Genomic DNA, 14,139 nt, shown 5'->3' with positions numbered 1-14,139 from the left:
GAGGGCGTGAGGGGCATGGCGACGAACCGAAAGACTCTGCTGATCACCGAGACCCTGCCGCCGGAAGGCATGGCGCTGTTCGGCGCGCGGGACGACATCGATGCCATCCAGTTTCCCAACGCCATTGCCCAGGACGATTTCAATGCGCTGTTGCGTCGTCATGCCCCGGTGCACGGCGTCGCGCTCGGGCCGACGCGCTTCGGCGCGTCGGAGATCGCGGCTTCGGCAGGCATCGAGGTGGTAGCGCGCATGGGGGTGGGGTTCGATGCCATCGACGTGCCGGCGCTGACCGCGGCGAAAGTGCCGCTGATGACCACCGGCATCGCCAATTCGCCGTCGGTCGCCGAGGAGGCGCTGTACATGATGCTGGCCCTGGCCAAGCGTGGCGCCGAACTCGACCGCCTGGTCAAGCAGGGCCGCTGGGGCGACCGGCTCGGCGCCATTCCGTTCGACCTCTACGGCAGGACCGTGGCGATCGTTGGTTTCGGCCGCATCGGCTCGCGCACGGCGAAGCGCTGCCTCGCCATGGAGATGAAGGTGGTGGTGTTCGATCCTTATAAGAGCGCGGCCGAGATCGAGTCGGCCGGCTGCCGCCACGCCCCCGATCTCGATGCCGCGCTCAAGGACGCGGACTTCGTCACCCTGCATTGCCCGAAGACGCCGCAGACCGTCGGCCTGTTCGGTGCCGCGCGGCTGCGCAGCCTCAAGCCCTCGGCCTGTCTGATCAATACCGCGCGCGGCGGCATCGTCGACGAGACGGCGCTTTACGACGCGCTGGTTACCGGCCGTCTCGCCGGCGCCGGCCTCGACGTGTTCGATCGCGAGCCGCCGTCGGCGGAGAATCCATTGTTCAGGCTCGACAACGTCGTTGTCGCGCCGCATCTCGCCGGCGTCACCCGCGAGGCCCTGGATCGCATGGGCGAACAGACCGCCCGCAATATCCTTTCCGTGCTCGACGGCGCGCCGATCCGGGACAATGTCATCAATCCGGAGGTGCTGGCATGACCACGACGTTGGCGGCGAAGATCGCCCGCGACTACGGCACGCCGGCGCTGGTCATCGACATGGACCGGGTCGAGCGCAACATCGCGCGTATCCAGGCCGTGTGTGACGAGGCGGGGCTCGCCAACCGCCCCCACATCAAGACGCACAAGAGCCCTTATCTCGCCCGCCTGCAGCGCGACGCCGGCGCCCGCGGCATCACCTGCCAGAAGCTCGGCGAGGCCGAGGTCATGGCCGGGGCCGGGCTCGACGACATCCTGATCAGCTACAATCTGCTGGGCGAAGAGAAGGCGCGCCGGCTCGGCGCGCTGCTTGCGCACACGCGCGTGACCGTCACGGCCGACAATCCGGTGGTCATTGAAGGTCTGCCGCCCGCCGCCGAGATCGGCGGCAGGGAGCTTGGCGTGGTGATCGAATGCGATACCGGGCGCAAGCGCGCCGGCGTCGAAACGCCGGCCGAGGCGATCGCGCTGGCCAACCTCCTCAAGGAGACGCGCGGCCTGCGTTTCGCCGGCTTCCTGATGTATCCGACCGAGAGCGGCTGGGCCGAGGCGCAGCGGTTCTTCGACGAGGCCGTGGCCGGGGTCCGCGCGCTCGGGCTCGAGCCCGAGATCGTCTCGACCGGCGGTACGCCGAACCTGCCCAATGTCGGCAAGCTCAAGGGAGCCACCGAGCATCGGTTCGGCACCTACATCTACAACGACCGCATGCAGGTCGCGGCGGGCGTCGCCGGCTGGGACGACTGCGCGCTGCATGTCTATGCCACGGTGGTCAGCCGCGCAGCGCCCGAGCGCGGCATCATCGATGCCGGTTCCAAGACCCTGACCTCGGATACCGGAGGACTCGAGGGCCACGGCCTGATCCTCGAGCATCCCGAAGCGAAGATCGCGCGCTTCGCCGAGGAGCACGGCTTTCTCGACCTGTCGCGCAGCAACACGCGGCCGAATGTCGGTGACGTCGTGCGCATCGTGCCGAACCATGTCTGCGTCGTCGTCAATATGGTCGACGAGGTGGTGATGGTGCGGGGCGAGGAGATCATCGGCACGCTGCCGGTCGCGGCGCGCGGCCGGCTGCGCTGAGGCAGGACAGATGATCAGTGAGAATGCGATGGATGGCGTCATGGAAGTCGACAGGCTGGACCGCGAGCTCGACGCGCTGCGCGCCTTGCTCGGCTCGCAGGCCGTGCTGCTCGGGGACGACATTCCCGCGCGCAACTGCAACGACTGGAGCGCCACCCCGCCCCAGGTGCCGCGCGCGGTGGTGCGTCCGCTCGATGCCGCGGGCGTCGCCGCGGCGGTCAAAGCCTGCCGCAGGGTCGGGCTGCCGTTCGTGCCGCAGGGCGGCCTGACCGGGTTGTGCCGTGGCGCGGCGCCGGAGCTGGGCTGGGTGGCGATCTCGACGGAGCGCATGGTCGGTATCGAGGAGATCGATCCCACCAGCGCCACCATGACGGTCAAGGCCGGCACGCCGCTGCAGGTGATCCAGCAGGCCGCGGATCACGCCGGATTGTTCTTTCCGCTCGATCTGGGCTCGCGCGGCTCCTGCGCTATCGGCGGCAATCTCTCGACCAACGCCGGCGGCAACCGCGTGATCCGCTACGGCATGACGCGCGAGCTCGTGCTCGGCCTCGAAGTCGTGCTTCCCGACGGCACCGTCATCACCAATCTCAACAAGCTTCTCAAGAACAACGCCGGCTATGACCTGAAGCACCTGTTCATCGGTTCGGAAGGCACGCTCGGCATCATCACACGGGTGGTGCTGCGGCTGTTTGCAAAACCGCGCTCGACCATGACGGCGCTGTGCGCGCTCGCCGATTATCCGGCGGTGCTCAGGTTTCTGGACGCTGCGCGCGTCGGGCTCGGCCCGCTGCTCTCCGCCTTCGAAGTGATGTGGTCCGATTACTGGGAGGTGATCACGACGCGCGCCGGTGTCCGTCCGCCGATCGCATCCGGCGGACAGATCTATGTGCTGGTGGAAGCCCAGGGCGCTGACGAGGCCGCGGATGCGCCGCGGTTCCAGGACTGGCTCGAGGACACGATGGAACGCGGGTTGCTGGTCGACGCCGTGGTATCGCAATCGCTGGCGCAGACCCAGGGGCTCTGGGCGGTGCGCGACATCTGCTCGGAATTCGGCCAGGTGCTCGGGCCGCACATCTCCTACGATATCGGCCTTTCGGTCGCGCGGATGGACGAGTTCGCGACGCGCTGCAAGGCGGCCCTCGCGGCCGCCATCCCTGGATGCGAAAGCGTCTATTACGGCCACATCGCCGACGGCAATCTGCATCTCGTCTCCTGGGTCCACGGCCTGACCGTGGAGCGCCAGCCGAAGGAGGAGATGGACGCCATCGTTTATGGCCTCGTCCGCGACGTGGGCGGCAGCATCTCGGCCGAGCACGGCATCGGCACGGCGAAGAAGAAATGGCTCGGGCATGCCCGCAGCGAGACCGAGATCGCGCTGATGCGCACGCTCAAGGCGGCGCTCGATCCCGAGGGGCTTCTCAACCCGGGCAAGGTGATCTGAGCTCGAGCCCGGTCTAGTGTGGTGGATCTGACGCTCGTATCAGCGTCGCAGCGAATTCTCCGTACGAGCGTCAGATCCAAAACCACACTAGTGTCCTGTCTCCGAATTACCGCTCCATTTGCCTCATGCTCGCACGGTCATTCGGAGACATAAGGACACTAGCAAAATCAAAAAGCTGGTGCGGCTTATGTCTCGCAATTGCCTACAGGAGCTTGCCGCGAAGGGCATAGGCAATTGCGAGACGCCACACTAGTGTCCCTTTGGTTCTGACGTTCGTACGAGCGCTCGCTGCAAAGTGATACGAACGTTAGAACCGGGACACCAGTAGCCTGTTTCCGAAGTTCGTGAGTCAGTTGCGGCATCGTCCGGACACGAACTTCGGAAATAAAAGGGTACTAGAATCATAAATTTGCTAGTGCCCGTTGTTTTCCGAAGTTCGTGTAAGAGGTTGCCACGATGTAGCACGAACTTCGGAAAGCGGGCACTAGCCGGGGTGCGCCGGCATGCGGCGCCGCTCGCGACCTTGCTGGACCTCGTCGGGTTCGGCCGGCGGCGGTGCCTGGAGAATGACCGTCGACCTCGTCGTCGCGATCTCGAGTTCGTTCTCCTGGAAGCGCTTCTTCATGCGCCGGTTGAATTCGCGCTGGACCGGCCAGCGGCCGGCGTCGGTGCAGGGAATCTGTCCGACCATCGTCACCATGCTGCCGTCGACCTTGTCGACGCCCCAGAGCTCCAGATCGCTGCGGATGAGATGGCGGAAGTCCGGGTCGTTGCGCAATTCGGCGCCGATCGATTTCAGCACGGCGCTGGCGCGGTCGGTATCCTCCTTGAAGGCGATGGAGACGTTGACCACCGCATTGCCCTTGCCGCGGCTGGCATTGGTCACGCTGGTCACCGAGCTGAAGGGCACGATATGCACCGAGCCGTCGCCATCGCGCAGGCGGATGGTGCGGATCGACAGATTCTCCACCGTGCCAGTGACGCCTGACACGGTGACGGTGTCGCCGACCTGGACGACGTTCTCGAGCAGCAGAAACAATCCGGTGATCAGGTCCTGCACCAGCTTCTGCGAGCCGAAGCCGACCGCGATGCCGACGATGCCGGCGCCGGCGAGCAGGGGGGCGACGTTGACGCCGATCTCGCTCAACGCGGTCAACGCCACCACGGCGGCGATCACCGCGAACAGCGTGGTGCGCAGCATCGGAATGAAGGTGCGCAGGCGGGCGGCGCGGGCATGATGATGGTCATGGACGAGGCGGTTAAGCTGGCGTTCGAGCAGCGCGTTGCCGACCTCCCAGACCGCCAGCGCCGCGAAGACGGCGATGGCGATGGTGGTGACGGCGGAGACCAGACGGTTGCCGATCTGGCCGACGGCGAACCAGACCATGGCGTCGATTCCCCAGACCTCCAGCACCGCAATCAGCGTTGCCGCCGAGATCACCGTTGATACGGTGTTGCGCAACAGCGGCAGATAGCGGTTGGCGCGGGCCTCGAGGCCGGGGAAGCGCTGCGACAGATCGGGGTGGATGCGAAACAGGCGATCGATCACGCCGAGCGCGATGATGGTGAGCAGCCGCGCCACCAGCAGCACCGCGGCGGTGCTGACGAAGTACTGCAGGAGCAGCGCGTAGCCGTTGCGGACATTGAGTGCCCAGACCACCCAGAGCGCCAAGACCAGCGCGATCGCCGGAATGTGCCACAGACTGGCGAGGCGATTGCGGCTCGTTGCTAGGAAGGCGGTGCCGTCGCGATCGGCGCGGATCGCCCGGGCGACGGCCTGGCGGCATTGCAGGATGATGACCACGACCAGCAGATGCATCACCAGCAGAACGATGCGCAGCAGCGCGTAATAGCCGGACTGGTAAAGTCCCAACAGGTAGGCGGCATTGGCAAGAGCGAAGCCGAAAGCACCGACGGTGACGAGCCGTCTGACCCAGATGGAGACGTAAGCCGCGGTTTCGTGCCGCACTGTGACGAGACTGAGCGGACCTGAAGACACCGCCATGCGGGTCAGGCACTCGATCGCCCGCAACAGGGCGTAGGCGTCGATCAGGGCGAGGATGACGAGACGGGTGGTGCCGAGTTCGCCGAGGCGTGTGCTGAGCAGGACCATCGCGGTCGCCGTGAAGGCGAGCACCGGACCGAGATCGACGACGAAACGAGCCAGCACATAAGGCAGCCGGATCAGCGATTGCCATGCGCGGGTCAGCACCATGTGGCGCTTGCGGACTTGTTCGGGCCGTTCGGTTTCGAGCGGCGGCACCAGCGGCATGGCATCGGCAACTTCGGGAGCCGGCCGGCGCGCCGCGCCCGGCAGATGGGTTTCGAGGTAGACCAGCATCCGCGCGACGAGGCGGGCGACCAGCCGTTCGGCGAGCAGCGCGGCGCCCATCACCAGCGCGAGCTTCCAGGCGATGTCGAGAAGCAGATTGTAGGAGGCGGGATCCGAAACGGTCCGCACCAGCCAATGCCAGAGCTCCGGAAAGCGCGTGACGGTCTGCGCCCCCTGGCTCAGTTCGGTGGAGATGTCATCGAGATTGCGGGAGATGGCGAGCAGCAACTGAGCGCCGAGGCTGTCGGCGGCAAGGGGCGGAATGCTGTCGTCCTTGCCGTCACTCTTGGTGCTCGCGCCCGGCGTTGCGGGCGCGGCCTGTGGCGACGATGAAGGTGTTGCCGGTGGCGACGCCGTCTGCGGCACGGCGGCGATCGCCCGCAACGTTTCGATCACCTGCGCGCGCCTGGCGTCATCCTGCAGCGTTTCGAGCGCGCGCCTGGCTTCCTCGGGCGTCAGCGCCGGCCGCGCGATGGGTGCGGTTGCGGCCGCTGACGGTGGTACAGGCGAGGGGGGCTGGGCGCGTGCGGGCGCGGCGCCCAGGACGAACAGGGCGCAGAACAGGACAGGGAGCACAAAGACGATCGGTCGCGGCACGTTGCACAGTTCTCCGGTTAAGAATTAAGGGAATTCAACAGGTGTTCGCGGTGAAGTTGCGTCATGGCAGCGGCGGTTCGAAGAACGCCGCTCACTCGCCCATGGCAGGCGAGAGCGTCAGGCTGCCTGGATGGCGAGCCGCCGAGCCTCCTGCTCGATCAGCCGGCGATAGGGACCTTCGCGCTGAACCAGGACTTCGGGGGCGCCGTCTTCGACCAGGGAGCCGGAATTGAGCACCACGATACGATCGAAGTGCCGCAAGGTCGAGAGACGATGAGCAATGGCGATCACCGTGCGGCCGACCATCAGGCGTTCCAGCGCGGTGCGGATCGCCTCCTCGGATTCGGAGTCGAGCGCCGAGGTGGCTTCGTCCAGCAGCACGATGGGCGCGTTCTTGAGGAAGGCCCGGGCGATCGAGATGCGCTGGCGCTGGCCACCCGACAGCTTCAGGCCGCGGTCGCCGACCACGGTTTGCAGTCCTTGCGGCAGCTTCTCGATGAAAAGGTGACAGCGCGAGGCGACGGCGGCCTCCCAGACCTCCTCGTCGCTGGCATCGGGCCGCCCGTAGCGGATGTTCTCGAGCAGCGAGCGATTGAACATGGTGGTGTCCTGGGGAACTGTCGCGATCGCCTGCCGCAGACTTTCCTGCGTGATCCGGGTGATGTTCTGGCCGTCGACCAGGATTCGGCCGTCGTCGACATCGTGGAACCGCTGCAGCAGCGTGAGCAGCGTGGATTTGCCGCCGCCGGAACGGCCGACGAGACCGACACGCTGGCCGGGCTCGATCGCGAGGCTGAAGCCGGTGAAGACCTGTCGGCCGCCGGGATAGCGGAAGCTGATGTTATCGAATGTGATGCCGGCGCGCTTGGGAACCAGCGGGACCGCTTCGGGGTGGTCGCGCAGCTGATGGGGAACCAGCAGTGTGAGCAGCGCCTCCGATAGACGCGCGAGGTGCTGGGTGACGTCGACCAGCGCCACCGCGAGATCGCGCGTCGCGCTGAGCACCGACAGGCCGAGCGTGCAGACCAGCACGACATCGCCCGTGCTGGCGGCACCGCGCTGCCACAGGGTGATGGCCCAGCCGAGCAGGGCAAGGGTGAGGACGACGGTCGCGATCGCATGGCCGAGCCGGAGCTTCTCGAGATAGAGCAGGCTGCGGCGCCGCGCATTCAGCTCGCGCGAGACGGTCTCGTCAAATCGCGTATGTTCGCGCACGAGTCCGCAAAAAGCGCGGACCAGCGCCATGTTGCCGACGACATCGACCATCTCGCCGTCGACATCCGCCGCCTTGTCGGCGAATTCATGGTGCAGCGGCCGCCCGGCGGCGGCGAAGCGGAACATGGCGACCACGATCACCGCGGCCAGCGCGATCAGGATGGCCGCCATCGGCAGGCTGACGGTGGCGAGGAACGCGATCGCGCCGACCGTCGCGACGCAGGGCGGCAGCACATTCCAGATGAACATGTTCTCGATCGCGAATACGGCGTTGGACGTCGCCGTGACGCGGCTGGTCAGCACTCCCGGCAGGCGCTCGGCGAAATAGCTGTGCGAATGGGCGGTGAGGTGGCGGAACAGGTCACGCCGGATGTCGCCGGTGACCTGAACGAAGGTGAAGCTCGCCACCCAGCTCGCGACCCGCCAGCACAGGTTGTCCGCGGCGATCAGCGAAACCAGCAGCACGAAGGCGGGCCAGGGATCTCCGCCGTGCCGCGGGGTCGACAGGGTATCGACCAGGATCTTCACGCCATACTGGGTGCTGACCGAAAAGCCGACCGCGACCAGCACGGCGCTCAGGATCAGGGCATGGGCCACCTTCCTTCTGAGCGCGTACCACAGAAGAAACGCGATGGGACGATCGGTCCAGCGGCAAAAATCGCTCATGAGATATTTTCACCCCGACCACGACACATTGGCTTTGTACGGATGATTTGTCCGACCTTCGTCGCGAACGTGATGCGCAGGAACAAGTGCGCGCACCACGGCTTGTAGAAGTCGGTCCAGATAGCCGTGTTCCATTCGTGACGGACTTTTGAGGACAGGCTGTGGCGATTGAGAGACGGCAGTGTGATTCCGCATCGGCCCCGGATCGCGCTGCGTGCAAGTCATGTGCCGAAAGTTAGGGATCCATCATGCGTATCGCGCAAATCTCGCCGCTCACCGAAGCTGTACCGCCCAAGCTCTATGGCGGCACCGAACGGGTGATTTCATGGCTGACCGACGAACTTGTGGCGCTCGGCCATGACGTCTCGCTGTTCGCCAGCGGCGATTCGGTGACGACGGCGAAGCTCGAGCCGATGTGGCCGCGAGCACTGCGGCTGGACGGCTCGGTGCGCGACCCGAACGCCCTGCACATGATGATGATCGAGGAGGTCTGCCGGCGGGCCGGCGAGTTCGACATGCTGCATTTCCATCTCGACTACTATCCATTTTCGCTGATGTCGCGGCAGCAGACGCCGTTCGTGACGACGCTGCACGGTCGGCTCGACCTGCCGGAACACCAGCCGATGTTCGCGACCTTCTCTTCAGTTCCGGTGGTGTCGATCTCCAACTCCCAGCGCCGTCCGATCCATGCCGCCAACTGGGTGGCGACCGTTCCTCATGGCCTGCCCGAAAGGCTGTTGATGCCGCAGCCGGTCAAGCCGTCTTATCTTGCGTTTCTCGGCCGCATCTCTCCCGAGAAGCGGGTCGATCGGGCCGTCCACATCGCCGAGCGTTGCGGCTTGCCCTTGCGGATCGCCGCCAAGATCGACCGCGCCGATCTCGACTATTTCAACGACGAGATCAGTCCGCTGATCGCCAATCCGAATGTGGATTTCATCGGTGAGATTACCGATGCGCAGAAGCCCGAATTCCTCAGTGGCGCGCTGGCGCTGATCGTGCCGATCGACTGGCCTGAGCCGTTCGGCCTCGTGATGATCGAGGCGATGGCCTGCGGTACGCCGGTGATCGCCTACAACCGCGGCTCGGTTCCGGAGATCATCGAGGACGGCGTGACCGGCTTCGTCGTCGAGGACGAGCTGAGCGCGGTGGCGGCGATCCGCGACATTTCGAAACTGTCGCGCGAAACGATCCGCCGCCGCTTCGAGGAACGCTTCACCGCGCGGCGGATGGCGCGCGATTATCTGTCGATCTATCGCGAGATCTGCGCGGAGAAGGCCGGGGCCGAGATCAAGCCGCGCCTGGTGGCGGGCTGAGCGTTGGTGCCGCCGGCCGGTCGTCGTCGTCGTCGTCATCGTCGGCGCCCGGCCGGGTCTCTGGCATCTTCAGCAGGATCAGCAGAAGGCCGGCGCCGGCGACGGAGCCAAGGCAGAGAAACGTGACCGAGCTGGTGAAGCGGTCCGACAGATAGCCTGCCAGGGTCGTGCTGACCGAGGCGCCGATGCCCATGGCGCTGCCGATCAGGCCCTGGGCGAGGTTGAAGTGGCCGGTGTTGCGGGTCAGATCGGCCACCGTCAGCGGCACGAGCACGCCGAGCACGGCCGCCGAAATCGCATCGATCAGTTGCACCGCGATCATGGCATGGGGCGTCGTCACCCAGGCCAGCAGCAGCCCGCGGATCGTCAGCGCCAGAAAGCCGATTGCCAGCAGCGGGCGCCGGCCCCAGCGGTCGGCCTTGCGGCCGACGGTCGGGGACAGCAGCGCCACCGTCAGTTGCGGCACTACCATGGCGACGGCGATCAGCGCCGGGGCGGAGCTTGCCGAGCGCACAGTCAGCATGCTGGCGGTCAGCGGCAGCATCGCTGCATTGGCGAGATGAAACAGCATCACACTGCAGGCGAGGATGGGCAGCGCCGGCTGCCGCGAGAGCTCGGCGAAACCCGTCGCGATGTTCAGGGGGTGCGGGTTGGTGCCGCCATGCGCCCGGGTCGGATTGATCTCCTCGCGCCGGACCTGCATCAGCGAAAACACCGCGGGCGCGACGAAGGCCGCAGCCACGAAGAACACCGCCTGATTGGAGATGAAATACCCGCAGGCGCCCATGCCGGCGGCGGCGACGCCGGTGCCGACGGAGGCGAACGCCGCGTTGCGGCCGAAGCGCTCGCCGATTTCGCTGCGCGGCACGAGGCCGAGGCTGATCGCCGCGATCGCCGGACCGAGCACGCTGCTTGCCGTGGCCTGGACGACGCGCGAGGCGACGACGGCGGGGAACACCGGCCAGATCGCGAGGACGAAGGCGCTGGCGCCGATCAGCAGCAGCGACACCACGGCGGCAAGGCGGGGGGAGCGAATGGCGTCGAGCAACGCGCCCGCCGGGATCTGGCCGACGAGCGAGATGATGCCGCCGATGGTCAGCACCAGGCCGATGTCGACCTGGGTCCATTTCTGGGCGGTCAGGTAGACGGCGACGAAGGCGCCGAAACCGGTCTGGACATCGGCGACGAAGAAGACGAACCAGTCGAGCCCCCGGCGGCTTCGGCGCGATGCGCGCGGAGCCTCGTTGTTCCGCTGCGAGGGCGCCGGAGCCGGAGCGGGAGCCTTGAACGGCTGGTCCATTGCTCTGGGGGCGTCATTGCGGGCGGGCGGTGCTGCCGGCCTGCGCTGCCGTATCGCCCGGCCGGTGCGGCCCGGGGCTGCTGTCCGAGCACGACGATCTGCTCACCCGGCTTGTAGGCGGGGGCGCCCTTGAGCTGATCGCGCGTCAGATCTACCGCCAGCGCATCGGCCTTGGGATTGCTGGGGAACCGCAACGAGTTCCAGTCGACCGCGATCTGCCGGGTGCCCACTCCGAGGAACCCGCCGAAATCGATGATCGCCGCGCGGATCTGCCCGGCCTTGTCGACGATGAGATCGACGATGCGGCCCATGTCCTCACCGCGGCTGCTGCGGATCTTCTTGCCCATGATGCTCTCGACCTCCTCGCCATTGAGAACGACCGCGGGGGTGCCGGCAGTGGTGCTCGATGGAGCGGCCGTGGCCGGGCTGGGCGGAGCGGCCGGCGGGTTGGCTGAAGGATTGGCGGGAGCCTCGACAGCGGGTGGCGCAGCCGGTGCCGGCGGTTGTTGCGCGCAGGCCGCCACCGGCAGCAGCGCGAGCGGGGCAGCGACGCAGGCCGCGATCAGTGCTCCGGCCGCGGTGGTGGGGCTCGTTGGCATCGGGTCTCTCCGCCTGCGGGAATGCAGGGTCTGGTTGGGTTCCGCGAAAGTCCGGAACCGGACGGCGCTCGCGCGTGAGCGCGATGGAAGCCGCCGGGATGCATAAAGGCCAAGAGAAAAGGCCGACACAAAGGCAGTATCCTTGTGCCTTCTTCCGTGCTGCAATCGTGCGTCCGGGTTCCACTTCTGCCGCAACGCCGCCGCCGGACCAAATTTCGTCGCCAGCCGCGATCGGGGGTCCCTTGACCATCACATCAGTAGCCGCCGTCGCGGCCGACAGATCCGAACAGGCGCAGTTCTATATCGCTGCGAAGGGGCCGTCCGAACGGCCGCGCCGTACGCTCAAGCACAACGACACTTTCGCCGTGCTGAACGACTATGGAGACATCGGTGCCGCGCTCGGCGAACCTGACGGCATCTTCAATCAAGACACACGCTATCTGTCGCTGCTCGAACTCACCATCAACGGCGTTCAGCCGCTTCTATTGGGCTCGAATGTCCGCGACGACAACACCAGCCTGACGGCGGACCTCACCAACCCGGACATCTACCGCGGCGACCGACTGGTGCTCGCCAAGGACACCATCCACATCACCCGCACCTGCTTCATCTGGAACGCACATTTCTACATTCGCTTCGGCATCCAGAACCATGGCCAGAGCCGTGTCGGCGTCACGCTGGCCCTGAGCTTCGACAGCGATTTCGCCGACATCTTCGAGGCCCGCGGCAGCCACCGCGCCCGTCGCGGTTCGCTCCGTCCGGTCTGGCGAGACGAGCGAACGGCGCGCCTGTCCTATCTCGGTCTCGACGGCGAGATCAGGACGACGACGCTGCGGTTCGAGCCCCAGCCCGACCAGCTCGAAGACGACGTCGCCACTTACGATCTCGTGCTCGATCCCCATGCCCGCAGTTCGATCTTCGTGGCGGTAGGCTGCGGCACCGAGGGGGAGGGGGCACCGATCAACTTCTTCAAGGGCATGGCGCAGGCCTCGCGCGAGCTGAGGCGTCAGCGCAGCGAGACGGTCGCCATCGGCACGTCGAGCGACGTGTTCGACCGCGTGCTGAGCCGTTCGCTCGCCGACCTGCGCATGCTGACCACGGAGACCGCTGAAGGAGCGTATCCCTATGCGGGAATTCCCTGGTACTCGACGACGTTCGGCCGCGATGGCCTGATCACCGCCTTGGAGATGCTGTGGTGCATGCCGTCCCTGGCGCGCGGGGTGTTGTCGCGGCTCGCGGCGTTCCAGGCCGATTGCGTCGATCCGCTCAACGACGCCGAGCCGGGCAAGATCCTCCACGAGATGCGCTGTGGTGAGATGGCGAAGCTGCGGGAAGTACCGTTCGGGCTCTATTACGGCAGCGTCGATGCGACGCCGCTGTTCGTGCTGCTCGCCGGAGAATATGCCTCACGGACCGGCGACTACGCCACCGTGAAGACACTCTGGCCTCAGATCAGCGCCGCGCTGGAGTGGATCGGGCGGCATTGCGCGGCGGACCAGGACGGATTTCTGCGCCACAGCCGCAACGTCGAAGGCGGACTGGCCAATCAGGGCTGGAAGGATTCCTACGATTCGGTGTTCCACGCCGACGGCCGCCTCGCCGAAGGCGCGATCGCGCTCGCCGAGGTGCAGGCCTACGTCTTCGCCGCCAGGCGATCGATCTCAGGGGTGGCCCGCCGCCTTGGTTTCGACGAACAGGCGCTGCGCCTCGACGAAGAGGCGCTGCGGCTTGCGATCCGCTTCGACCAGCGCTTCTGGTGCGAGGACATCGGCACCTATGCCATCGCCCTCGACGGTGACGGCGAGCCTTGCCGGGTGCAGACATCCAATGCCGGGCACGTGCTGTTCGGCGGACTGGCATCCCCGCATCGCGCCCGGCGCGTTGCCACCGGCCTGATGTCGCCACGGTTCTTCTCCGGCTGGGGCATTCGCACTGTCGCCCAGGGCGAGAGCCGCTACAATCCGATGTCGTACCACAACGGTTCGATCTGGCCCCACGACAACGCGATGATCGCGCTTGGCCTGTGTCGCTACGGCTTCAAGGACGAGGTGGCGACCGTGTTCGAGGCGATCGGCGGCGCGGCATCCTACATGGAACTGCGGCGGCTGCCCGAACTGTTCTGCGGCTTCCGCCGGATCAAGGGCCAGGCGCCGACGCTCTATCCGGTGGCCTGCGCGCCCCAGGCCTGGGCCGGCGCGGCGCCGCTCGCCATGCTGCAGGCCTGTCTCGGCATTCAATGCGAGCCGGAAGTCAATCGGATCCGGCTGGTGGCGCCGATGCTGCCGAATTTTCTCGACATGGTGGTGCTGCGCAATCTCGAACTCGGCAACGGCCGGGTCGACATGGCGCTGTACCGCTACGGCCGCAACATCTCGCTGCAGATTCTGCGCAACGACGGCGGCGCCGAGATTTCGATCAGCCAGCGCCAGCCATCGGATTTCGACGGCGCGCCGGCGTGAGCGGCGCGCGCGTCTGGCCCACGGCGACACCTTGCGGGAAAACGCTTTAGTGCGGTGGATCTGACGCTCGTTTCAGTATTGCAGCGAGTTCTTCATACGCGCGTCAGATCCAAAACCGCACTAGAATCATATTGAT

Annotated in this window: 8 protein-coding genes and 1 pseudogene; 5 read left to right on the top strand and 4 right to left on the bottom strand. The window is 66.4% G+C overall.

Features of this window, described 5'->3' with window-relative positions; genetic code table 11:
- Positions 1–15 precede the first annotated feature (15 nt).
- The 3 genes from DB459_RS26110 to DB459_RS26100 are packed head-to-tail and all read left to right on the top strand — an operon-like array spanning position 16 to position 3,522.
- Positions 16–1,005 (top strand): hydroxyacid dehydrogenase, encoded by a 990-nt coding sequence (locus DB459_RS26110; RefSeq protein WP_253709955.1) that lies wholly within the window; start codon positions 16–18, stop codon positions 1,003–1,005.
- Positions 1,002–2,081 (top strand): D-TA family PLP-dependent enzyme, encoded by a 1,080-nt coding sequence (locus DB459_RS26105; protein ID WP_253709953.1) that lies wholly within the window; start codon positions 1,002–1,004, stop codon positions 2,079–2,081. Before DB459_RS26110 ends, DB459_RS26105 begins: the two co-directional genes overlap by 4 nt.
- Before the next feature lie 28 nt (positions 2,082–2,109).
- Entirely contained in the window at positions 2,110–3,522 is a 1,413-nt protein-coding gene (locus DB459_RS26100) for an FAD-binding oxidoreductase (protein WP_253713706.1), read from the top strand.
- Between the two features lie 484 nt (positions 3,523–4,006).
- Here the strand turns inward: DB459_RS26100 and DB459_RS26095 are convergent, their stop codons facing one another.
- Complete coding sequence (locus tag DB459_RS26095) at positions 4,007–6,451, bottom strand: mechanosensitive ion channel family protein (RefSeq protein WP_253709951.1); 2,445 nt, start codon at positions 6,449–6,451, stop codon at positions 4,007–4,009.
- Positions 6,452–6,568: 117 nt separating this feature from the next.
- Positions 6,569–8,332, bottom strand: a complete 1,764-nt coding sequence (locus DB459_RS26090; RefSeq protein ID WP_253709942.1) for an ABC transporter ATP-binding protein — start codon at positions 8,330–8,332, stop codon at positions 6,569–6,571.
- A gap of 248 nt (positions 8,333–8,580) precedes the next feature.
- On the opposite strand from DB459_RS26090, the gene DB459_RS26085 reads away from it, so the two are divergent.
- Entirely contained in the window at positions 8,581–9,645 is a 1,065-nt protein-coding gene (locus tag DB459_RS26085; RefSeq protein ID WP_253709937.1) for a glycosyltransferase family 4 protein, read from the top strand.
- On the opposite strand, the gene DB459_RS26080 is transcribed toward DB459_RS26085, so the two are convergent.
- Both DB459_RS26080 and DB459_RS27665 read right to left on the bottom strand, forming a co-directional pair.
- Positions 9,620–10,945, bottom strand: a complete 1,326-nt coding sequence (locus DB459_RS26080; protein WP_253709932.1) for an MFS transporter — start codon at positions 10,943–10,945, stop codon at positions 9,620–9,622. The genes DB459_RS26085 and DB459_RS26080 overlap by 26 nt on opposite strands.
- Positions 10,946–11,160: 215 nt before the next feature.
- Positions 11,161–11,256: pseudogene (locus DB459_RS27665) on the bottom strand (PRC-barrel domain-containing protein); the annotation flags it as partial.
- Between the two features lie 530 nt (positions 11,257–11,786).
- On the opposite strand from DB459_RS27665, the gene DB459_RS26070 reads away from it, so the two are divergent.
- Positions 11,787–14,003, top strand: coding sequence for an amylo-alpha-1,6-glucosidase (locus tag DB459_RS26070; protein WP_253709927.1), 2,217 nt, complete (start codon positions 11,787–11,789; stop codon positions 14,001–14,003).
- Positions 14,004–14,139: the final 136 nt, after the last annotated feature.

The sequence above is a fragment of the Bradyrhizobium sp. WD16 genome, assembly GCF_024181725.1.
Lineage (GTDB): Bacteria > Pseudomonadota > Alphaproteobacteria > Rhizobiales > Xanthobacteraceae > Bradyrhizobium_A.
The sequence above is the reverse complement of the archived record's forward strand: the minus strand, read 5'-3'. Positions and strand labels throughout refer to the sequence as shown.